We start from the raw sequence: 22,384 nt of genomic DNA, 5'->3' as shown, positions 1-22,384 counted from the left end.
CACCGGGGCGATCGGCAACGTCCGTTCGGCAAGTTGCGCCCGTCGATCCGATCCACAACCCGGCGGGTTGGCGATCCACAACCACTTCATCGCCAAAATCCTCGCCCTGACCGCCCCGGGGCTACGTCGCCGTGGTGACCAGCATGTTCACCTCGGACGCCAAACGCCCCGAAACAACGCGCCGCGATCACCGCGACAGGTGATCTGATCGTGCGGTGCGTCTGCCACCGGCGCGTTCGACCGGCAGCCGGCACCGACGTGGTCACCGACGTGCTCATCTTCCGCCGCCGCGAAGACGGAGCCACCCCCACCGAGGACACCCTCGAATGGGCAGCCCGCCGTGCAGGTCGCCGCGATCGACGCCAAGACCCGGCGAGACCAGCGGACCTGGATCAACCCCTACTTCGCGAAGTACCCGGGGGCGGCTGCTGGCACCCTCACCGTCGGGGCGGCATGTATGCCGGGGGCTCGCTGCGGGTCACCGCGCACACCGGGCGCCCTGTCGAGCAGCTGCGCACCCAGCTCGATCCGCTCATCGACCGGCCGTCGCCCGCGGCTCGGGTTCACCGCCCGGCCCCCGATCCGGCGGGGTCGAAGCGTTCACCACGCCGGGGCTGCGCACCGGAACAGGTCTCGACTCGAACGAGGTGCTGCCCGGTGCGATGCGATTCCACAGACCGAGAATCGCTTCGAGCAGTTCACCCTCGGCCGCGGCTGGGCCGAGGCCGGCTGCCGCGCAAGGACCTGGCGCGGCAGTGGAAGGTGCTCATCGCTCTCGGTGAGAGACGGTGATGGAGCTGTCCGAGGCAGCCGCTCCCGCACGCATACCGTCGCCGACCGTGACGTGATCCGGGGCCGGCTGAACTCGCTCGACGACGTTACGTGCGCAGGTGGGCGGGCTGAACGGTTCAAGCTCACCGACCCGACCCGCTGTCGACGAGAAGATCGCCGCTCGCCTGGACAAGGCGATCACCGAGTGGCGGCTCAAGACCGGCCGCGACGAGGCTATTGCGACGGTCTCGACCCGACGCAGGCCGGACCGTACACCGGGTCGATTCCCGACGAGGTACTCGAGGAGCTGCGCGAGAAGGCGGCCGAGCAGCCGCAGCCGCGGCGGCATTCCGCGCATCTGCAGGGCGCGATCGCTCGCGATCCGCGCCTGGGCATGGTGCTGGCGATCGAGAACTTCCAGTCGCGCTTCGACGGCACCGAGGCGGTGGCGACCAAGACGGCGATCTTCACCGAGGACACCACCCCGTTCAAGGACAAGGCCACCGGCGCCGCCGACCTCGACGAGGCGTTGACGATCTGCTTCGACGAACTCGGACACATCGCCCCGCACCGGGTCGCCGAGCTGCTGAACCTGTCCGTCGAGGACACCCTCGACCAGGCCCAGGGTCGGATCTTTCCGTCCCTGCACGCCGACGACCAGTGGGAACTCGCCACCGTCGCGCTGTCCGGGCAGGTCCGCGACAAACTCACCCTCGCCCGGGTCAAAGCGGCCACCGATCCCCGCTACGCCCCGCTGGTGCAGGCCCTCGAATCGGTGGTGCCGGCGGATGTGGACCCCGCCGACATCGGGGTGCGCATCGGCGCGACCTGGGTGCCGATCGAGGACTACCGCGCGTTCCTGATCCAGGAGTTCGGGCTGCGCCCGGACCGGCTCACCGTCGAGCACGACGCGATCAGCGGCAGCTGGGAGATCTCCACCGACCAGAAAAGCCGCCACGAGTTCTCCAGCGGCTATCCCGACAAGTACGGCACCGGCCGGCTGCCCGGGGTGAAGATGTTCGAGCTGCTCGCCAACAACAAACCGATCCAGGTCACCAAGACCGCCGACGAGCTCGACCGCTCCCCCAAGCCGCGGTTCCACGTCAAGCTCACCGAGCAGGCGCAAGCCTCGGCCGCGGCCTTGCAGGAGCGGTTCGAGAAGTGGCTGTGGGAGGACGGCGACCGCTATCTGCGCCTGGCCCGCATCTTCAACGAGCGCTACAACTCGTTCGTCAAACCGGTCCACGACGGACGCAGCAAGACCTTCCCCGGCCTGAACCCGAAATACACGCCCTACGACTACCAGGCCGCAGCGGTGCAGCGGTTCCTGCACGACGAGACGATCCTGCTCGACCACGTGGTCGGAGCCGGCAAGACCCTGACGATCACCGCCTCGTGCATAGAAGCCAAACGCCTCGGACAGGTCCGCCAGCCCTGGATCGTGGTGCCCAATCACCTGCTCGGGCAGTGGGCGGTCGAGGCCCGCGACGCCTACCCGAACGCCAACATCCTCGTCGCCGCCGAACTCGACGGGCGCGATGACCGGCAACGCTTCGTCGGGCAGAGCGCCGTCGGCGACTGGGATCTGGTGATCGTGCCGCAGTCGGTGTTCGGCAAGATCGCCATGCGCCGCGAAGCGCAGATCGACTACCTCGAAAGCGAACTCGCCGAACTACGGCAGGCCCTCGACGCCGCCAACACCCAAGGAGCGGAGTTCACGGTCAAGCAGATCGAGAACGCGATCAAGGCCGCCGAAGGACGCATCGAGAAGATCATCGACGCCAAGGCCACCGACGACGGGCTGACCTTCGAACAGTCCGGGGCCGACTTTTTGTTCATCGACGAGGCCCACGACTACAAGAACCTCACCCGCCCGTCCAACAGCGCCGACCTGTCGGTGCCGACCGGCTCCCAGCGCGCCACCGACCTGGAGATGAAAGCCAAGTACCTGCGCGAGCAGGCCCGCGCCCGGGGCGTCGAGCAGGGCATGCCGCACGCCCCGGCCAAGGCGATCGCGTTCGCCACCGGCACCCCGATCACCAACTCGCTGTCGGAGATCTGGGTGATGACCAAGTACCTGCGCCCGGACCTGCTGCACGAGGCCGGTCTCGGGCGCATCGACAACTGGGCGGGCACCTTCGCCAAGCCGGTGTCGGTGGCGGAGATGAACGCCACCGCCACCCGCATCCAGATGCGCACCCGCATGGCCGAATACGCCAACGTCCCCCAGCTGGTGGCGATGTTCGACCAGTTCCGCGACGTGGTGACCGCCGATCAGATCCCGGTGCGCCTGCCCACCCTCGACGGCGGCACCCCGCAGATCGTCGAGTTCGACATGGGCCCCGACGCCGTCGACGCGATGGCCGACCTGGATGTGCGCATGGGCATGATCCAGGGCGATCGGATGGACCTGGACAACAGCCTCAAGATCGCCACCGACGGGCGCAACCTCACCATGCACCCCTCGCTGGCGAACCTCGCCCCTCCCGAGCCGGAGCACAGCCGCATCGAACACGCCGCCGAGCTGATCTGGCAGGTCCACACCGACCACGCCGACCTGCACATCCCCGCCGACAAGTACGGCCCCGAGATGACCGGGGTGTTCCAGCTGGTGTTCTGCGACCGCGGCACCCCCAAGGCCGGCGCCGGCCCCCGGGCCCGCAATCTCTACACCGAGCTGCGCGACGCCCTGGCCGCTCGGGGCATGAAACCCGACGAAATCGCGTTCATGCACGACTACGAGGGCCCCAAAGCCAAAGCGAGGCTGGTCGAAGCGTGCACCGACGGACGAATCCGGGTGCTGCTCACCTCCACCAAGAAGGGCGGCACCGGCCTGAACGTCCAGCGGGCGCTCAAACAGATGATCAACCTCGACCCGGCGTGGACCGCCGCCGACATGGAACAACGCCTCGGCCGCATCATCCGCCAGGGCAACGTCCACGAGAGCGTCCGCGTGGTCAACATGGTCGCCCGCCGCTCCTTCGACGCGATGATGTACCAGTACGTGGCCCGCAAATCGAACTTCGTCGCCATGATCCGCAAGGCCGACGTGCCGCCCACGATGGAAGACCTCGGCGGCGACCTGACGGTCTCGTGGGCGCAGAGCAAGGCCGCCGCCACCGGCGATCCGGTCTTCGTCGCGCAGGTCGAGGCCGACCAGAAGGTCGCCGAACTCGAAGCTCGCCGCGACGCCGTCCTCAACGCCAATGCCGCCCGCAGCGCCGCGATCCGGGCCTTGAGCAAGTCCATTTCCACCGACGAGACCCGGCTGCCCGACGTCCGGGCGATGGTCGACAAGCTCGCCGCCTGGAACAGCATCGACGACCGCGCCACGAAGATCTGGCACTTCCCCCACACAGCGATCCCCGACTCGGAAACCGCCGATCTGGCCGACGCGCTGCGAGGATCGTTGATCCGGCTCAAGGACGAGGTGACCCGCAGCAACGACGAGGTGGTCTTCGGGGCCATAGGCGGCGTGCCGCTGAAACTCGGCTACACCCAGGTTCTGGGCCAGTTCTACGTCTGTGTCGGCGAGGAGATCGCCTGGTACGACCGCGATCGGTTCCTCAACGCGGTCGAGAAAGCCAGTGGGCGCAGGGGATGCTGACCACCCTCCGCAATCTCGCCGAGAAGGCCACCCGGCAGGTGCCGGTCATCGAAGCGCGGATCGAGCACAACCGGGGCCGGCTCGCCGACGCCGAGGCCGAACCGGAACTCGAGTTCACCGAGACAGCCGAACTCGAGGCCGCGAAACTGCGGGCCGAAGAGCTGCGGCTCGAGGTCAACGCCCGCGAGAACTCCCCCGAGGCACTACGTCGAGCCCGCGAAGACCGCGAGCGCCGGGCCGCGGACGGGCAGTACCCGCAGTGGACCCTCGATCTGAACCCCACCGATGCGTGGGCCGAACACCGCGGCATGAGCAAGGCCGACCTCATCGCCTCGGTGCCGGCCCGCATGGCCGCCGCCCGGCAGGAATGGCTCGACGGCGCCGAGCAGCGCGAAGCGGGTCGCAAGGCCGACCCGTGGGTGGCTCTCGACGAGACCGAAGCGCTCTGGCAGTACGGCTTCGACTCCGACGCCGGCCGACCCGGGGCACGGGTGTACTGGGACGACCGGCAATGGCACCTCGAAGCCTGGGACGGCAACGGCCGCGTCGAACGCGACGCCGCGAACACCCGCAGCGAGGCATTCGGTATCGCCGCACGGACCGTCGAGAAGTCCGCCGAGCAGAACATCGGCCGCGAGGCGATCCACCAGGCCAGCCTCACCCGCCGCGACGCCACAGCGGTCACCAGCACCGAAACCACCACGGTTACCGAACAGGGAACCGTGGTTGACGACGTGACGCCCCTGGGTGTCCCCGAGGAAGTCGATGCTGTCATCGAGCCGACCGAGGCGGTGATCGAGCCGGTCGATGCCGTGGTGGCACCGACCGACGCGGTGACCGCCACCGAGGACACCTTCGTGCTCGACGAGACGCTAGAGAAGGGACTGACGGCAGCCAGCGACATACGCCCGCTGCGCCCCATCGATCCACGCAGCACCGCACCGGAGCACCCGCAGTACACCCACCCGATGCGGCAGTACGAGACCGGATACGAGGGCGGCTACGACGACGGACGCGCCGTCTGACCACCGCCGTCGCACTCGACACCACAGATGGGGCGGGACCGATCCCGGTCCCGCCCCCTCCGCCGCACACCCACCGGAAGGCGACCGTGGAACCACACATCACCGAAGCCGAAGCCCGCTCAAATATTGCCGCGATGGAACTGATCATGGCGATCGAAGGGTCGCCAGATGAGCGACGGCGACAAGGAATTGTTGGTCGATCTGATCCGGGGAACACAAGACATTCGAAGAGACTCGGCTGCGACGAAACCGTCGCCCGGGCCATGGCCCGCCGCTACGAAGCCGATACCGAGGCCCGGGCCCGCGCCGACCAGTTCTGCTTGTTCGAGCTGTAGCCGCGGGCGGGGAGCGGGCCGCGCAGCGCGGTAGGCCGCGCCGGAACCACCCGTAGCGCACCGCATCCGTCCCGGACCGACCGTATTCGTCCGCCACCGGAAAGGACCCCACGGTGACTACTGCCTACGACCGCGGCCACGCCGCCGGCTACCGGGCAGCCTTGGGCCGCGAACACGCCGGTGACGTCACCGCCGAGGACGCCGAGCAGGGCGCCGTGTGGTTCGCGATGCCGCCGGGTGAACAGCTCGACGACGACGCGGCCACCGAGTACGAACGCGGCTGGCTCCTCGGCTGGTTCGAATACCTCAGCCACCGCTGATATGCACTGCCGAACGGCTCCACCGACGTGCCGGCCACTACGATCGCCGCAGCCCAAGATCTCGGTGATGCGATGGATGAAGCCGGCGTCCGTAGCTTCCACGCCTGCTATCGCGGTGGGTGGCCGCCCGGAGACGGCAGCGCCCCGGACGGCATCCGATCGCTCGAGGAACTACGGTCGCTTGCTCACATGATCCGCATCTCGGCCAAGCCAGACCCGGACAAACCCCAAGCGCCGATCTAGGCGCCACCCGGGCCGGCACCGCCACCGCTCGAGTTGAAGGGAAAGATCGGTCCACGCGTGCCGTCCGGCCGCCGTGGCGCGATGCTCGAGTATCCACTGGGCCTTTGATCATCCATGAGGTGGCGAAGGCTCAGCTTTCGGATCAGCCATCTAACTCGCGATCGAGCCCTCGGCCCTTCAACGATCCCCGTATCAGGAATTGGCTCCGATCGAACGTAGCGCTCCATACCTCATGGTAGCGACCGTGCTGTTCGGCGACCGCCCCACAGGACGGACCGCCGCCCGATCGTGCCCGCGCGAAAGGCCCTACCGATGACGTGCTCTACGGTCGCGGCCACCCCGCCGGCTCGCCTTTGATCGCGAGTCCGCTGGAGACCTCACGGCCGCGGATCCCGATAGCCGCTCGTCCACGAGGGCGGACAAGCTCGAGGATACCGTCTGGCGCTCGTTCCCTTCGTTGGTCTCTGCCGGGTTGGTACATCCTCGCCGTCGCCGGCGAGGGACGAGTCGGTGAGGGTGTTGGCATCGACCGCCCGTCGCGGAGTAGCACCCTCTCACGAGTCGGCGACGTCTGCGCCGTCAAGCGTCCGACTCAGTGCGTCCCGGAACGATGCCGCGACGACAGGCAGCGCGATCGGATCGCCGAGGAATGCGGTGCCGTGCCCGTGAGCGGTGGCGAACCAGGTGACGTCGATGGGGGTCTCGGTGGGCGGCACCATCACGATCACTTCGTCGGGCTCGCTTCGCCACACGGCAGGTTTCGGCCGCAACTCCTCGAGCGTGATTATCACCCGCAGATCGCCGTCGTCATTGTCCCACTGCACCTGCCGATGGGCGAGCCGAGGAACGAACGCCGACGCTGCATGCCAGTCGGTGGGCTCCCGGTCCGGGTCGAGGAGGCATGGGAAGAGCTCGACTCGGTCGGGTAGATAGTCCTTCTCGAACCCCTGCACGCCGTGGAAAGTAATGACCAACTCCACTCGCGTGAGGAACGACTCGGCGTTGTTGGTGACGGTGAACCGAAGACCGTCCCAGCCGCGTGCTCCGAGCCACTGCTCGCTGCGCGGCCAGTTGTGTTCCACTCGCCGACGCAGTTCGGTCACCTCCGCCTCGGTTTGCTCCTCGGTCCGCGGGGCGCCGACTTCTCCGCGACCCATCGTTCGGGCGAGCATGTTCAGCTGAGCGCGCTCGGCTGACGAGAGGTTGCGGTTGTTCGCTGCGCGTTCGCGGATGCCTCGAGCCTCCGTGTCGATGAGGTGGTCCCGGAGTACATGGCTGTCCGTGAAGTAGTGCGCCGCACCGTCGATGGAGAGGTGAATGTCGAGAGGGACGGGGCCTGCGTCGATGTCGAGGTACTGCTTGCGCACCCGGTGCATGTGCGGTTGATTCAGGACGAAAGCGACTCGTTCCATGTGGAAGATGTCGATCTCGATGTCGTCGGCCAGCTTCCTGAGCTCGCGGCGTTCGGCCAGCTTCAACTCCTGGTTGGTGACGAACGCCAGTCCGTACGGGCTGTGCTTGCGTGCCGCCGCCAGGTCGTCGGTCAGTTTGGCCGTGATCTCGGTGAGCGACCTCTGTCCCCGGGGAAAATACACCGCCCCGATCCAGGGGTTGCCGTCGCGGCTGCACACGATGTCGCGGCCACCGTCCCGGCCACCGTAGGGGTGCGACGGGTCGATGTCCTGAAATCCCTGATCGGCCAGGATCTGGGCGGCGAGCCGCTCGGACTCCTGGCCCTCGGTCCATGCCACCAGTCGATGTTGGGTCTCGTCCATCCGGGTCACCCTCGTTCTCCCTCCCTCGCGTCCGGTCGAAAAGGTGAGTCTCCCAGGTCACGACCGAAGGCAGACGCCGAGCTTCTCCGCCACAGCGGCGGTGGCCTCGCCGGTGTCCCGAGCGGTGACCGTCCTCCGCGGGGATGCGGAGCGTGGGCCGACTGTGGCGGAGCGTCGATGTCGTGGGTTCCGTGGCCGCACGGGTCGACGTCGAACGGCGGCGGCCCTCGCTCCGGACCGGATCGGGGCGTCCGTCCGCCGCGGGGGTCCCTCGACGCGCCGGACAGGGGCCACGGCCGCCCACCCGTTCGTCGGCGAGAACCCGGTGGGACCCCCGCGACACCCCCGGGCGGGCGCGCGGTGTCGGCTTCGCGGCGGGCGTGGCCGGCGACGGCGAACCCGCTCTCCGGTGCGACCCGGTGCGGGCGACGACCGGCGCCGGTAAGTTCTGCGAAGATCCTGAGCGGCCCGACCCGGTCCCGGGGTGCGGTGTGGCCGGTCCGGAGGATCCGGGCTCGGCCGGTGCGGGGAAGGAGAGGTTCTGGTGCTGGTCAGTGGATGGCAGCAGGCCGTCACGGTGCTGCTGGCGGTGGTGCCGGGATTTCTGTATCAGGGTCTGCGGGCTCGCCTGCGGGGGCCGACACCGGACGATCGTGAGCTGGGCGTGCGGGTGGTGCGGGCGCTGGCGTGGTCGAGGGCGTTGGCCTTGCTCGGGGTGCTGGGGTCGACGCTCACCGACGCGCTCTCTCGGCCCGCCTCCTCGCTCGAGCACCCCCGCAGCGCAGCCTGGGTGGCGTTCGTCCTGGTCGTGGTGCTGCCGGCGACGCTGGCGGTGGCGGTGCACGCCTGGACGACCTGGCGCGCCTACCCGAGCATGTCGTGGTCCGAGCGGTTCCGGGTGTACGACCCGACCCCGACGGCCTGGGATTTCGCCTCCAGCCGGTCCGGCCCGGGGTTCGTGCGGATCTTGACCAAGGACGGGGCCTGGGTGGGTGGGTACGCCGGGGCGGACTCGTTTCTGACCAGTTATCCCGAGCCGCGGGAGGTGTACCTGCAGGAGGCGTGGCAGATGGCGGACGACGGGACGTTCGAGGCGCCGGTGGTCGGCAACGGCACGGTCGGGGTGTGGGTCCGGTGCGACGACGTCCAGCTCGTCCAGTTCCTGGCGGACTGACCCCGCCGGGTCCTGCCTCTGCTTCACCTGCGCAGCACGAGCGCGAGGCGCAGGCGGCAGGGATACTCGAAGAAGACGGGCGTGAGGAGGACTACCGGTCGTGACCACTGCACAGACACGCAAGAAGCCGAGGGGCTGGCTGCCCCCCCGAGCCGGGGGGTACGTGCCCGGAGAACGGGTGATCGTCAAGCCGGCCCGCACACCGGTGGAACCCCCCCGCGGGGGCGGCGGGGTCGGCAACCTCCGGGCCCACAGGACCGAGGGCGACGATGAGTGACCCCACCGGTAGGGCCCGCCCCCGGCCGCAGCACGGGGCGCTCGATCCGCGGGACACCGAGAAGAAGGGTGGCATCCGACCGGCCACCGGGCGGGTGCCCCACCCGCCCCCGCCGCGCCCGAGACCGGCCCCACCCTCGGGCGGCGGCGGTGTTCAGCCACCGAAGAAGCACTGATCCCGGACCCGTCCCTTAGGCCGTTCCGAGACGGTAGGGTTCCGGCACCGGCAATCTTCGTGCTCGTGGCCGCTACACCCCTCGTCCCCTTCCCGCGTTCGACGTTGCCGAGGTCACCGGCCGCCGGTCCGGGCCGCCCGGTCGTGGGCCGGGGTGATTGTGTCGCTCACCGAGACGGTGCCTGCGGTGTCCGCCGATGAGACCTACGGCCGCGGCGGTCGGCGGAGCGCGTCCCCGAGGGGACGGGCGGGGCGGTCCCGGTGGGGTGGACCCCGGTCAGGCGACGGGGACCGGGGGTGTCCAGCGGGCGCGGCGCACCGCCTCGCGCCGGCCGGGGTCGGCGACCAGGGTCGGCAGCACCAGCGCCCACAGCTCGTCGATCCGCCGGGACAGGTCGGAGCGGTCGGTGAGCAGCCCGGACAGCTGTTGGAGGCCGGTGAACGCCCCGATCACGAACCGGGCCACCGCATCCAGGTCCAGACCGGCGCGCAGATCGCCGTCGTCGGCGGCGCGGTCGAGCAGCACCCGGCAGGCACCGATCCAGTCCCGGTACGGGTGGGCGGAGGTGCGGTCGGTGAGTTCGGTGGACAGGCGCAGCCCGGCCCGCACCAGCACGCTCTCCTGTAGTTGCTCGCCGAGGGCGTGGCTGAGCATGACGATCTGCTCGAGCGCCGCGGTGTCGGTGGCGGTGACGCGTTGGACGAGGGCGATCGAGCGGCGGTGCTGTTCGTCGATGATCGCCGCGACGAGGTCATCCTTGGAGCGGAAGTGGTAGTACAGCGCGCCCTTGTTCGAGCCGGCCGCGGCGACGATCTCGCCGGTGCTGACCCCGTGATACCCGGCGGCGGCGAACAACTCGGCCGCGACGGTGACGAAGTGGAACCGGGTGACCCGGCCCCGGTGCTGCGTGGTCCCCACCACCCCTCCTTCCCGCTCGCCTTACATTGCCGTCCCCTCCGAATCGGTATCGGTCCCGGGAACGACCGCCCGGACAGCCTACGGGCACCGAGGCAGCGCACCTTGCGCCCTCGCCGCCGAGACCCCGGGGGCCTGGCCCCGACCACCCCGGCGCCGAGCCGCCGCACCGCACCGGACATCCTCGTCACACTCATCCCGCACTTCTTCCCGGAAGCAGAGCACTTCCCTGCGCACCACCAGACCGCCGCCGCGGGACGGGCAGCCCTTCGGGTGTAGTACCGAAATGCCGGAATCGACCGACCTTCCATGAAGATACCGGACGGATGGTTTCCGTGATGGAAGTGTTACCGGATACGGGTGTGGTTGGTGGGAAAGCGGTTAGGTTTCAGGCAGCGATGGCGCCACCGCTGGTCCTTGTTCCTGCGAAAGACGGTAAGTCTCGAATGGAATCGCTCCGTCGCCGTGCCCTGGGCACGTCCCACCGCCGGTGGGTGAGTCGCTGCGTGCTCGCCGCCGCGACCACATTGTTGATCACCCACGGCAGCTCCACCGTGCTGGCCCAGCCCACGGCCACGCCCACCGCCCCGATCATCACCTCGACGCCACCACCGAGCGCCGGCATCACCACGTCTTCGGCCGAGGCACCGGCGCCCGAACAGTCGACACCGGACACCACTGAGATGACCGAGGCGCCGTCGGCCTCGTCGGTACCGATGACGACGCGGCTGCCGGTGCCGCCGGTCACCGAGACCCCGGCTCCTCCGAGCGCCGAGCCGACGACACCGGCGCCGGCGAGACCGGCGCCGGCGAGACCGGAGACGGCGCCGGGCAAGAAGGAACCCTGGGTGGAGTGGACACCGACACAGAACCCCAATTCCACGATCATGCCCGGCAAGATGCGCTCGGACCGCCAAGAACTCCCCGAAGGCTTCACCAAGGAAGATGCCGACAAGGCCGAGATCGCCGAGGCGAAACTCCTCGCGGCCTCCCGGTCCCGCAACGCCCGCAGCAGCACCACCACCAACGCCGTCGCCGCCGCCGCTCCCACGGACTGCATGGTCTACTTCCCCGCGTGGCAGTACGTCGTCTGCGGGGAGATCCGCGTCAAGTACGACTCCCTCGGCGGACCGAACAGCTTCCTGCTCTGGCCCACCAGCAACGAACTGGTCAACCCCGACCAGGTCGGACGCCGCCAAACCTTCGCCAACGGACCGATCTACTGGCACCCCAACGCCGGGGCGCACCCCGTGGTCAACCACTTCATGATGAAGTGGGGCCAGCACAACTGGGAAGCCGGCTTCCTCGGCTATCCCATCACCGACGAGATCGTGCTGCAGAACGGCCGGCGCCAGGACTTCCAAGGCGGCTCCATCTACTGGAGCCCGGTCTCCCTCGGCGCCATCGGTGGCGCCATCCGCGACAAATACCACGCCCTCGGCGCCGAAACCGGCCCCCTCGGCTACCCCAGCAGCGACGAGATCGTCGTCAACAAGTACAACGGCCGCTACAACAACTTCCTCAACGGCACCATCACCTGGTCCGGCCAGACAGGAGCTCGCGTCCTTTATCTCGGAGTACGCGATGAATGGGCCGCACGTGGAAGAGAAGACGGTGAACTGGGATATCCGAAGACCGACGAACAAGTAGCACCTGACGGTATCGGCCACTACGTGGCTTTTGAGAACAAGGGATCAATCTACTCTCACCCCCTCCTTGGGACGTGGTTTGTACCGCTGGAAATCCTCGGAGCGTGGGCTGTTCTCAGTTACGAAGCCGGTCAACTAGGTTATCCCATCGCAGGTCCTGACATCATTGGCGCAACCGAGGGGAACTTCGTACGGCAACGATTTGAAAATGGTCTTGCCGCTATTGCTCCCAATGGAAAAGCGATTACCGTCTACAACTAGCAAGGACTTACAATGTTGAGAAGTCTTCTCGTATTAACAAGCGCTATCGCATTGCTGTTCGTCACGCCGCCTACGGCATTGGCGGCGCAGCCGCCCAGTGGTTACCCGACGGACCAAATAAAGCAACTCATCGTACACAACAACCGTGGGGAAATTCCATTACGGCGCGGGTTCTGGGATCCGGAGATCGACAACAGATATTCGACTACTACCCCTCCTGAAAAAGGTGAAGGATTTGGAACCGACAAAGCTGAACACAAACACAATTTCGTCAATCTGAACCTCATGCAGTTTGTCATAAACAACACCAATGGCAACAGTCAGATGAGTGAAGACCGAGTTAATTACTCAAGCGTTCTGTTCAAATCTTTCGTGAGTACAATGAACTGCGTTCCAAATCCATACGGCGATCTCCCGATATGCGAGTATGCTGGGGATGGTGGGGGTTGGCAAGGTCCCTATGAGATTCACGTGGTCGTCGAGACGGATTATTCGGACTACTACTACAGTTGGCCAGCAAGTTTGAACGACGACAAGCCAGTAGGATTGCTGACGGCGTTCTGCAACGGATACCCGGGGAAGTGCCCAGACGAGGTCAACTACTGGACCTTCATGGAAGGAGGGCCAGGTACCGGTCAGGCATTCGCTTGAGCTAAGGGGAAGCTCGGAAGCGGACCAGTATCTGCCGCCTCCGAGGTTCCCGTTAACTTCGGCTCGGGGTCCGCTGCCTCGGACCGAGTCGGTGTCCAAAAGGTCAGGGCGATGTCACCCAGTGCACTCCATCGATGAGTGGAACATCGCGATACGACAAGGCCATCGAGGAAATTGAAGAAGTCAGCCTTGATGCCGCGAAACGGGGTCGGTCGTCGCCATCTCGACTCCTGAGCATGCTGCGGTATGAAGGCCCGTCCACACGTAGTCCATGGCGCCGAAGTTCCTTCAATTCTTCATCGAAGAAGGAAAATTGTACAGCTATTTCGCGGCCTTCCTGCATCTGCAGATTGTCGAAGGTGAACGTTGCCACTTCTCGCTGCTTGTACGACGGGCTCGTAACCTCGACAATGATGTATGAGAATACCGATTCCAACCACTCGGGGTCGCCGAGACGGGATCCCTTCTGTGGAATCTCTTCGATCGGGACAAGGTCTCCGTGAGACTTGAGAATTGCTCTCAATTCAGTATTATTGGCTGCCGGAGGGGACTTTATCGGCCGCACTGAATGTCCGCCGCTACCGATCCTGTTCCAGTCAAAATCTTTCGGGGCAAGGTATGGCTGTCCATGCTGATCGATGATGACGATGTGAAATGACGGACGGGGTTCTATGGTCTCCAGAACACCGATCGCGCGATATGCATAATCCGACAGTTTCTCACCGAGTGTGGCGCGGACCCATTCTACTTGCTCGCAATGGGGGATGGTGAGGCGCCGAAGCCTCTCCGGAAGCGAGGAATTTGTTGAATATCCATTTATTCCAATATTGACTACGAAGAATTCTTTGGAGGCATCAAAAGTGCCGAGGCTGGCAGCATCTGATATCTGGGCTCCAATCGTCAGTTCGGCACCTTGGATTTCCACACTTGGGACCCGTATTAGTTTAACTGACTTGTTAAGCAATCCGCTTGCATTGCTCAGGGTTCCTCCATCCGATATGACACGGACCGCACCAAGTACAGTGTTGCGCAAGGCTGCGACCTGGTCACCGCTCAGTGCTTCGATCAAATGCAGGATTTCCTCGCGACTCTTAGTCATGGAGGAATTGTGCCAGAAAAAGCGGTGAAGATGCTATGCATGCTGGAGGAAGTCGCCTAATAAGGAGTGGATGTGGATAGTTTTCTTCGCGCAGGTCGGTTGGCCTCCGCCCGCATGGCGGGCTTTTTGATCTTGATTTTGGTCGGGTGCGGGCGAGCGGCTGGAGAGATCTACCGGCGCATTGCGGGAAGAAGTGACGGCGGGGGAGGAGCATCGTGAGGTCCGGTGCCTCTGGTGTTCATCGAGACATGAGGCGGAATCAACCGGCCGACTTCCCTACCGGCGGATCAAGCCGCTCCGGCCGTGGATGGGAGATTCCGCACTGCCAGCGCAGGGAAACCGCTCTCTCGTTGCATCTGATCTACTCAATGGGCAGGGTGTCGGCAAAGTCGCGTAATCCCATGTCAAATGCTCAAGAGCAGGTCGATGGGGCGATGCGGATCTCGGCCGTGATGGCGTAGCGCGGCGGCGATGTTGGTGATTCCGGTGAGCCGGAACCATCCGATCACGGTGTTGCGGAAAGTGGCCATGACCTGCGGTCCGGAGCCGGTGCGGATGGTCGACCGGTCTTCGTCGAAGGTGACATCGCGCACCCAGTGCGGCCGGTTCTCGATCCGCCAATGCCCCTGGATCCACGCGGCGACCTGCCTTGTTCCTGCGAAAGACGGTAGGTCTCGAAGGGAATCGCTCCATCGCCGTGCCCCGCGCACGCCCGGACGCCGGTGGGTCGCCCGCTGTGTGCTCGCCGGCACGACCGCCCTCCTGGTCGCCACCGGCCCCACGACGGTGCTGGCCCAACCCACCATCCCTCCCGCCGCCCCTGCCACCACGACGCCCTCGGCCCCGGCGAACGTCCCGGACTTCGCACCCTCGGCCGCCGTGGATCCGTGCGCAGCCCCCACCACCACACCCGCGGCTACGACCACCCCGGCTCCCACCACCACTGCGGCGCCGGACTCGCCGTGCGAGACCACACCACCGACCGTGCCCGAACCGGTCGGCCCCGCGCCGACGCCGGCCTCGACCGCGGAGTCGGCGCCCGCACAAGGCCGGGAGACAGCCCGACCCGAGACGGCACCCGCCCCTGCCCCGGTACAGGCACCGACGGTCCCGCCGGCGGAGACGGTGCCGCCGCTGCCGGCCGAGCTGCGGCCGGCCCCGCCGGCCGCCGACCAGCCCGTGCCGCCGGACGATCCGGCCCGCTCGTCCAAGACCGCCGAACCGGACCCGGACTGGCACCCCACCGAGAACCCCAAATCCACACGGGTGCCCGGGCAGATGCGCTCGGACCGGGAAGAGGTCCCGGCCCCGTTCACCAAGGAGGACGCCGACAAGGCCGAGATCGCCGAGGCACGCCTGAGGTCCTCCCGCAGCCTGACCGCTTCGAGCTGCCAGGTCTACTGGCCCTCGTGGTTCCAGGTGTGCGGCGCGATCAGGGACAAGTACAACGCCCTCGGTGGGCCGGCGAGTTTCCTGTCCTACCCCACCAGCGGTAACATCATCAACCCCGGAGGCACCGGCGAGCGGGTGACCTTCGCCAACGGCCCGATCTACTGGTCCGCCGCCACCGGCGCGCACCCGGTGGTCAACAGCTTCCTCAACCGCTGGGGCATCCACGGCTACGAAGCCGGCTGGCTCGGCTACCCCACCACCGACGAGATCGTGCACGCCGACGCCGTCGGCCGGCATCAGGAATTCCAGAACGGCGCCATCTATGTCGCGTTCCAGAACGCCATCGGCTCCGCCATCCGCAACGGGCCCCTACGCGACAAGTGGAACAGCGTCGGCGCCGAAACCCCCGGCAGCCTCCTCGGCTACCCCATCCAGGACCAGATCGGCCTGCCCGACGGGCAAGGCCAGATGGACCGCTTCGAACGCGGCGTCATCTACTGGCACCCTAGCGTCGGGGCATGGGAGGTTTACGGAAGTATCGAGTCGATTTGGGCTGCCGATGGATACGAGGCTGGAAAGTGGGGATATCCAACCGGAGCCCCCTATGACGAAGGTCAATACAGCAAACAACCATTCCAAAACGGAATCATATCATTCTCCCTCCTTACCGAGGCGAAGGAGACAATCCAAGGCTGCACTTTTAACCAACAATGGCCGCATCATTCTCACCATGAAGATTTGACAGTTTCGGGTATTGCGTCGGTTACCTGTGATTCCGACCGGGTGAAGATCGAGGCGCACGTCACCATGTGGTGGTATCCGGACTGTGAAGGTGTGTTTGGTTGCGGAAGTGTGATAGGAAAAGAGGAGTTCTCGTATAGCAAGGGCGACGGGCAGACGGCCAACGTTCGATCATTGGAGACAATTCCGAGGAGGGGGGTACGAAACTCCCGAGATGCCGTGTCGAAACGGTGACTATCGGATTTCCACCCACTTCACGGGGTCGCCGTAGTATCGGCCGAATTTCGGGCGGATATGGCGTAGTGGGCTGATAGAGCAGGGTTTTCGTGTTCGGGGTGCACGGTGGGGTGGTTGGTGCTTGGCTTGGCTGCCGATGAGGGTTGATCGGCGTGCTGGAGGTTGGGGTTCGTGGCGACGCGGGTGTTCGCGGACGAGGAGTTGGAGCGTCTGCGGGGGTTCCCGGAGATCAGCCGTGAGGAGTTGTTCCGGTTTTTCACGTTGACTCCGGCTGATCTGGCGTTTGTGGATCCGGGTCGTGGCCGGGGTCCGGCGGACCGGTTGGGTTTGGCGGTGGCGTTGTGCACTCTGCCGTGGCTGGGTTTTGTGCCGGACCGGTTGACTACGGCGCCGCCGGTGGCGGTGGCCCGGCTGGCTGAGCAGTTGCGGGTGGATGCGGTGGGGATCGGTTCGTACGGCAGGCGCGCCAAGACCCGCACCGAGCACGCACGTTTGGCCGCGCAGTATCTGGGCTGGCGGGCGGCCGGGGCGTTGGAGTCGAAGGAGCTGGACGAGTTCTTGCTGGCGCGGGCGATGGAGCATGATTCCCCGACGCTGCTGTTCCGGCTGGCGTGCGAGTACCTGATCTCGGCGCGGGTGATCCGGCCGGGCCCGGTCACGGTGGTGGAGCGAGTCGCCCACGCCCGTCACCAGGCGCAGACCGAAACCTATGACCGGCTCGCGCACGAGTTCACACCCGAACGGTGCACGGAGCTGGATTCGTTGCTGGTCACCGATCCCTCGCTAGGGGTGTCGCGGCTGCGGTGGCTGTCGACGCCTCCGGTGGAGGCGTCGGCGCAGGCGGTGCGCGCCGAGGTCGAGAAGCTGGGGTTCCTGCGCGGGATGGGCGCGGACCGCCTCGACATGTCGGTGCTGCCCGCCGAGCGGCGCCGGTTTCTGGCCACGATGGGCCGGCGTCTGACCCCGCAGGCCCTCGAACGTCGAGAGCCGCAACGCCGGTATCCGATCTTGTTGACGGTGCTGGCGCAGTCGGCGACCGATGTGCTCGATGAGGTGGTGGCGCTGTTCGATCAGGCGATCTCGGCGAAGTTCGGCCAGGCCGAGCGGCGCATGCAGCAGCAGTTGGCCGAACGCGGCAAAACGGGAGAGGATCGCCAGGCCCTCCTCGATGAGTTGCTGGCGATCATCAATGACCCGCAGATCCCCGACGAAGACGTTGGCGGTCTGGTCCGGGGCGATGCGATCGGGTGGGAGCGGTTGCGGGCGGCGATCGCGGCGGCCAAACCGCGGCTGCCGCGTGATCACGGGCATCTGGCCGCACTGGATTCGTCGTATAGCTATCTGCGGCAGTTCACTCCGGCGGTGTTGTCGGCGGTGCGGTTCGCCGGCGGCACCGCGGCGACGGAGCTGCTGGTTGCGGTGGACATGCTGCGCGAGCTGAACGCCACCGGACGTCGGAAGGTGTTCGACGAGGCACCGGCGGGGTTCGTGCCGGTCAAGTGGCGCGGCTATCTCGACGAGGCCCGGAAATCGGGCAGTGTCACCGCGTATCGGCACTATTGGGAGCTGTGTGTGCTGCTGGGGTTGCGGGACGGTTTGCGTAGCGGGGATGTGTTCGTGCCGGGGTCGCGCCGCTACGCCGATCCGGCCGCCTACCTGCTCACTACCGGGCAGTGGGCGCCGCAGCGGGCCGAGTTCTGCCGCCTGGTCGGCAAACCCGCCGACCCCGGCGAAGGGTTGGCGGCGGTAGTCGATGAGCTGCACGAGGCGGTCGAAGGGCTGGAGGCGGTGCTGGCCGGCGGGGACGGCCCGGTCCGTGTGGACGAGGGCGGGGGTCTGGTGATCTCGCCGTTGACCGCCGAAGAGGTCCCCGAGGAGGCGAAGTCGTTGAAGGCGGAGCTGACGGAGATGCTGCCGTTCGCGCCGATCGTGTCGTTGCTGATCGAGCTGGACAAACGCACCGGCTACCTGGACTGTTTCACTCACGCCTCGGGCAAGCAGACCCGCACCCCGGAGCTGAAACGCAACCTCATCGCGGTGCTGCTGGCGTATTCGACGAACCTGGGTTTGACCCGGATGGCGGAGGCCTGCGGCATCTCCTACGACATCCTCGCGTGGACGGCGGAATGGTATGTCCGCGAGGAGACGCTGCGGGCGGCGAACCTGGCGATCATCGACTACCACCAAAGGTTGCCGCTGACCACGGTGTTCGGTGCGGGCACGCTGTCATCCAGCGACGGGCAGCGGTTCCCGGTGCGCGGTAAGTCGACTTCGGCGCGGGAGATGGTCATCCACGGCGGCCGGGTGCTGTCGACCTACACCCATGTCACCGATCAGCACGCCACCTACGGCACGAAGATCATCGTCGCCACCAAACGCGAAGCGCACTACGTGCTCGATGAAATCCTCGGCAACGCCACGGATCTGCCGATCACCGAACACGCCACCGACACCCACGGGGTGACTCTGGTGAATTTCGGGTTGTTCGACCTGCTCGGGATGCAGCTCTCACCCCGGATCCGGGACCTGGGCCGGATCACCCTGTACCGGCCCGGCCCCCGCCGCGAGACCGAGGCCCGGTTCCCGCACGCCGGACCGCTGATGACCCGCAAAGCGAATCTGGAGTTGATCGCCGAGCACTGGGACGATCTGCTGCGGCTGGCGGGGTCGCTGAAGTTCGGGCACGCCACCGCCTCGCTGCTGGTCGGCAAGCTGTCCGCGTCCGGGCGGCAGAACACCCTGGCCACCGCGCTCAAGGAGTACGGCGCGGTCCGGCGCACCGTCTACGCCGCGAAGTATCTGTCGGATCCGGACTATCGACGCAAGATCTCCCGCCAGCTCAACAAGGGCGAGTCCCTGCACGCGCTGCGCCGCGACCTGCTCTATGCGCACGAGGGCATGATCCGCGCCCGCCAGCTCGACGACCAGACCGAGCAGGCGTGGTGCCTGACCTTGGCCACCAACGCCGTGATCGCCTGGACCACCGAGTATTACGGGCTCGCGGTCGAGCAGATGCGCCGTGCCGGGCGCCGCATCGATGACGAGGTGCTGGCCCATATCAGCCCCGCCCACAGCGAGAACATCAACTTCTTCGGCGCGATCGAGGTCGACATCGACGCCGAACTCGCCGCGCTCGGCCCGACCGGGTACCGGCCGCTGCGGGTACGCGACACCCTGTTCTGAGTCAGCAGCACGGTGCCTCGGTTGCGGGGGTCGACGAGGGCGTCGGCAGGGGGCGTGTGAGCTGGTGTAGGCGTCGGCGACGGGCTGCATGGTCATCCCCGCCGTGTTGGGATCGGCGGTGCTCATGGGCGATGGGACGGCCGGAGCCCTTTGCGGATTGCGGTAGGTGACGCGGGCACTGATCGTTGTCGCTGGGGATGGTGCCTGGGCGGTGCGGGTTCGGTGGGCGGCCAGTGCCTGCATACAACCTGTCGTGATCGCCGTGTCAGATCGTGATCGCCGCGTGGTTCAGCGGCGTTCCTCGATTGCATGGGTGTCGGTGGTAAACCGGACGCCGGGGGTGGGCAGCCACCAGTTCCACTTGCCGAGCAGGCGCATGAGGGCCGGGACGAGTACGAGGCGGATCAGGACGGCGTCGATGGCTACCGCAACCGCGAGGGCGAGTCCGAGTTGTTTGAGTTCGAGGATGTCGGCGGTGACGAAGCTGGCGAAGATGGCGATCATGATCGCGGCGGCCGCGGTGATCGGCCGCGCGGTGTGAGTGAGCCCCGCCGCGACGGCGCGCTGGTTGTCGCCGCTGGCGTCCCAGTATTCGCGGATGCGACGAATCAGGAACACCTCGTAGTCCATCGAGAGCCCGAACAGTAGCGCGAACACCACGGTGGGTAGGTAGACCTGCACGAATCCGGGGCTAGTGAAGTCGAGGACGTTCTCGCCCAGACCCCACTGGAACACCGCGACGGTGATACCGAGGGCGGCGCCCGTGGCGAGCAGGTTCATCGCGATGGCCTTGAGGGGCAAGGCGATACTGCGGAAAGCGGCGATGAGGAAGACCAGCGAGGCGGTCAGCACCAAGGCTACGACCAGCGGCAGTTTGGTGGTCATTTCGTCGGAGAGGTCGACGAATTCGGCGGTGCTGCCGCCGATGCGGATCTCGGCTTCGGTCGCGTCGGCGGCTGTGGTGCGCAGGTCGCGGATGAGGTCGGTGGCGGCCATCGAGTCGAAGGTGACCGAGGGGATCGCCATCGCCAGCATTCGACCGTCATTGAGCTGGGCGGGCAGGACGGTGTCGATGCGGGCGTCGCCGTCGATCTCGGTCAAGAATCGGTTGACCCGTGCTGCGGCGTCTGCGGTGAGTGGGGTGTCGCCGGGGCCGGTGGCGATGATCTCGACCGGGGAGAGTGCTCCGGGCGAGAAGTTGGTGGTCAATGCGGTGCTGGCGCGTCCGGTCGGGGTGCCGTCGAGGGCGGTGGTACCCATGTCGAGGCCGTAGCGGATCCCGAATACCGGCAGCGCGGCGAGGACCAGCACCGCTGCGGCCGCGGTGCCGAAGAGGACGGGTCGGCGCATGACGAGATACGCCCAGCGCGCCCAGCGACCACCGACAACGCCCGAAGTGTCGGTGGCGCTGTCGGCAGGGCGCCAGCGGGCCGGGAGACTGCCGCGGTTGACAGCCGGGCCCAAAGCTGCGAGCAGGGCGGGTAGCAGGGTGACGGCGACGGCGAGCATGCTGGTGACGGCGGTGGCGACGCCGATGGCGATGCCACGGAAGATCGGTGCCTGGATGATGATCAACGCGCACAGCGAGATCATCACCACCAGGCCCGAGACCAGAATCGTTTTGCCTGCTGTGGCGAGGGAGCGGCCGACGGCGCCGGAGATCGCGGCGTGGTCGGCGACGGTGTGGTGGGTGAGTTCTTCGCGGAAGCGGCTGACGATGAACATCGCGTAGTCGATACCGACGCCGAGGCCGACCATGGTGGCCATGGCCACGGTCAGCGAATCGAACGCGGTCACAGTGGTGAGGGTGAACAACACTCCGATCGCGGTCAGCATCCCGGCGATGGCCACTGCGATCGGGACCGCCGCCGCGGCCAGGGCGCCGAGCGCGAGGACGAGCAGGACCAGCGCGACCGGGATGCCGATTGCCTCGGCGCGGGCCAGGTCGGCGTTCTGCAGTTCGGTGGCCGCGTTCTGTACCGCCGAGTACCCGGTGACCCCCACGTCGATGGAATCGTCGCCGGTGGTGGCGATGGCGTCTTGCAGGTCGCGCGCGACTCTCGCGCGTTCGGCCATGTCGCCGTCCATGCCGGCGAGCGCGATCGCGACGTGACCGTCGGCCGAGATCTGGGATCCGGGCAGCCCGTCGTAGGGGCCGACGACCTCGACCACGCCCTCGACCGCGGTGGCGACGGTGATCGTGCGAGCCACCGCTGCACGGAACTCGGCGTCGGTGGCGGTGACCGCGCCAGATTGCAGCACGATGACCGCCTGTTCCGTACCGAACTGCGGGAAGTGCCGGGCAACCAGGCGATCCACCTCGGTGGACTCCGAGCCCTCGACACCGAAGTCCATCGCACCGAGCCGGTTCTCGAGCAGCGGGTAGGCCACCGCGCACACCACCAGCAGCAGTCCCCAGACCGCCAGGACCGCACGTCTGCGCCGGGCCATCAGAACGCCCCACCGATACAGCACTCCGGGCGAGCCCGGCGGCGATGGTTGCTGAGGCGAGTTCTCGACGACGGCGGACTTCTGCTGGTTCACGCGTTCTCCC

Annotated in this window: 15 protein-coding genes; 9 read left to right on the top strand and 6 right to left on the bottom strand. The window is 66.8% G+C overall.

What is annotated here, in order from left to right; translation table 11 throughout:
* Positions 1-976 precede the first annotated feature (976 nt).
* The 4 genes from F1734_RS26385 to F1734_RS25950 all read left to right on the top strand — a co-directional run bounded on the left by F1734_RS26385 (position 977) and on the right by F1734_RS25950 (position 6,058).
* Entirely contained in the window at positions 977-4,378 is a 3,402-nt protein-coding gene (locus tag F1734_RS26385) for a helicase-related protein (protein ID WP_238424200.1), read from the top strand.
* Positions 4,372-5,403, top strand: coding sequence for a hypothetical protein (locus F1734_RS26380; RefSeq protein WP_238424199.1), 1,032 nt, complete (start codon positions 4,372-4,374; stop codon positions 5,401-5,403). Before F1734_RS26385 ends, F1734_RS26380 begins: the two co-directional genes overlap by 7 nt.
* Positions 5,404-5,489: 86 nt before the next feature.
* Positions 5,490-5,738, top strand: a complete 249-nt coding sequence (locus tag F1734_RS25955; RefSeq protein WP_203012043.1) for a hypothetical protein — start codon at positions 5,490-5,492, stop codon at positions 5,736-5,738.
* A 113-nt stretch (positions 5,739-5,851) separates the two neighbouring features.
* A complete protein-coding gene (locus F1734_RS25950) occupies positions 5,852-6,058 on the top strand; it encodes a hypothetical protein (protein ID WP_059175192.1) in 207 nt (68 codons plus the stop codon).
* A 797-nt stretch (positions 6,059-6,855) separates the two neighbouring features.
* Here the strand turns inward: F1734_RS25950 and F1734_RS25945 are convergent.
* Complete coding sequence (locus F1734_RS25945; protein ID WP_059175191.1) at positions 6,856-8,076, bottom strand: hypothetical protein; 1,221 nt, start codon at positions 8,074-8,076, stop codon at positions 6,856-6,858.
* 544 nt (positions 8,077-8,620) lie between these two features.
* Here F1734_RS25945 and F1734_RS25940 point away from each other — a divergent pair.
* Entirely contained in the window at positions 8,621-9,250 is a 630-nt protein-coding gene (locus F1734_RS25940) for a DUF6338 family protein (protein ID WP_059175190.1), read from the top strand.
* Positions 9,251-9,978: 728 nt separating this feature from the next.
* Here the strand turns inward: F1734_RS25940 and F1734_RS25935 are convergent.
* Both F1734_RS25935 and F1734_RS26375 read right to left on the bottom strand, forming a co-directional pair.
* The gene (locus F1734_RS25935; RefSeq protein WP_203012026.1) at positions 9,979-10,620 is read right to left on the bottom strand and encodes a ScbR family autoregulator-binding transcription factor; all 642 of its coding nucleotides are present in this window, start codon (positions 10,618-10,620) and stop codon (positions 9,979-9,981) included.
* 385 nt (positions 10,621-11,005) lie between these two features.
* Positions 11,006-11,452, bottom strand: a complete 447-nt coding sequence (locus F1734_RS26375) for a hypothetical protein (protein WP_238424198.1) — start codon at positions 11,450-11,452, stop codon at positions 11,006-11,008.
* Positions 11,453-11,465: 13 nt separating this feature from the next.
* On the opposite strand from F1734_RS26375, the gene F1734_RS25930 reads away from it, so the two are divergent.
* Both F1734_RS25930 and F1734_RS25925 read left to right on the top strand, forming a co-directional pair.
* A complete protein-coding gene (locus F1734_RS25930; protein WP_238424197.1) occupies positions 11,466-12,527 on the top strand; it encodes an LGFP repeat-containing protein in 1,062 nt (353 codons plus the stop codon).
* A gap of 12 nt (positions 12,528-12,539) precedes the next feature.
* Positions 12,540-13,178, top strand: a complete 639-nt coding sequence (locus F1734_RS25925) for a hypothetical protein (RefSeq protein ID WP_155621927.1) — start codon at positions 12,540-12,542, stop codon at positions 13,176-13,178.
* Positions 13,179-13,281: 103 nt separating this feature from the next.
* On the opposite strand, the gene F1734_RS25920 is transcribed toward F1734_RS25925, so the two are convergent.
* Both F1734_RS25920 and F1734_RS26625 read right to left on the bottom strand, forming a co-directional pair.
* A complete protein-coding gene (locus F1734_RS25920) occupies positions 13,282-14,277 on the bottom strand; it encodes a hypothetical protein (protein ID WP_155621928.1) in 996 nt (331 codons plus the stop codon).
* A gap of 404 nt (positions 14,278-14,681) precedes the next feature.
* Positions 14,682-15,251, bottom strand: a complete 570-nt coding sequence (locus tag F1734_RS26625; protein WP_420803917.1) for a hypothetical protein — start codon at positions 15,249-15,251, stop codon at positions 14,682-14,684.
* A gap of 151 nt (positions 15,252-15,402) precedes the next feature.
* Between F1734_RS26625 and F1734_RS25910 the strand changes: the two genes are divergently transcribed.
* Both F1734_RS25910 and F1734_RS25905 read left to right on the top strand, forming a co-directional pair.
* Positions 15,403-16,644: an LGFP repeat-containing protein gene (locus F1734_RS25910; protein WP_238424196.1), complete on the top strand. Its 1,242-nt coding sequence runs from the start codon at positions 15,403-15,405 to the stop codon at positions 16,642-16,644.
* Positions 16,645-16,818: 174 nt separating this feature from the next.
* A complete protein-coding gene (locus tag F1734_RS25905; RefSeq protein ID WP_039586110.1) occupies positions 16,819-19,830 on the top strand; it encodes a Tn3 family transposase in 3,012 nt (1,003 codons plus the stop codon).
* 288 nt (positions 19,831-20,118) lie between these two features.
* Here the strand turns inward: F1734_RS25905 and F1734_RS25900 are convergent, their stop codons facing one another.
* Positions 20,119-22,374, bottom strand: a complete 2,256-nt coding sequence (locus tag F1734_RS25900) for an MMPL family transporter (protein WP_050993554.1) — start codon at positions 22,372-22,374, stop codon at positions 20,119-20,121.
* Between the last annotated feature and the right edge of the window lie 10 nt (positions 22,375-22,384).

Origin of the sequence: Rhodococcus ruber (assembly GCF_016804345.1) — a bacterium.
Taxonomy (GTDB): Bacteria; Actinomycetota; Actinomycetes; order Mycobacteriales; family Mycobacteriaceae; genus Rhodococcus; species Rhodococcus ruber.
Note: the sequence above shows the minus strand (reverse complement) of the source record. Positions and strands in the feature narration are given on the sequence as shown.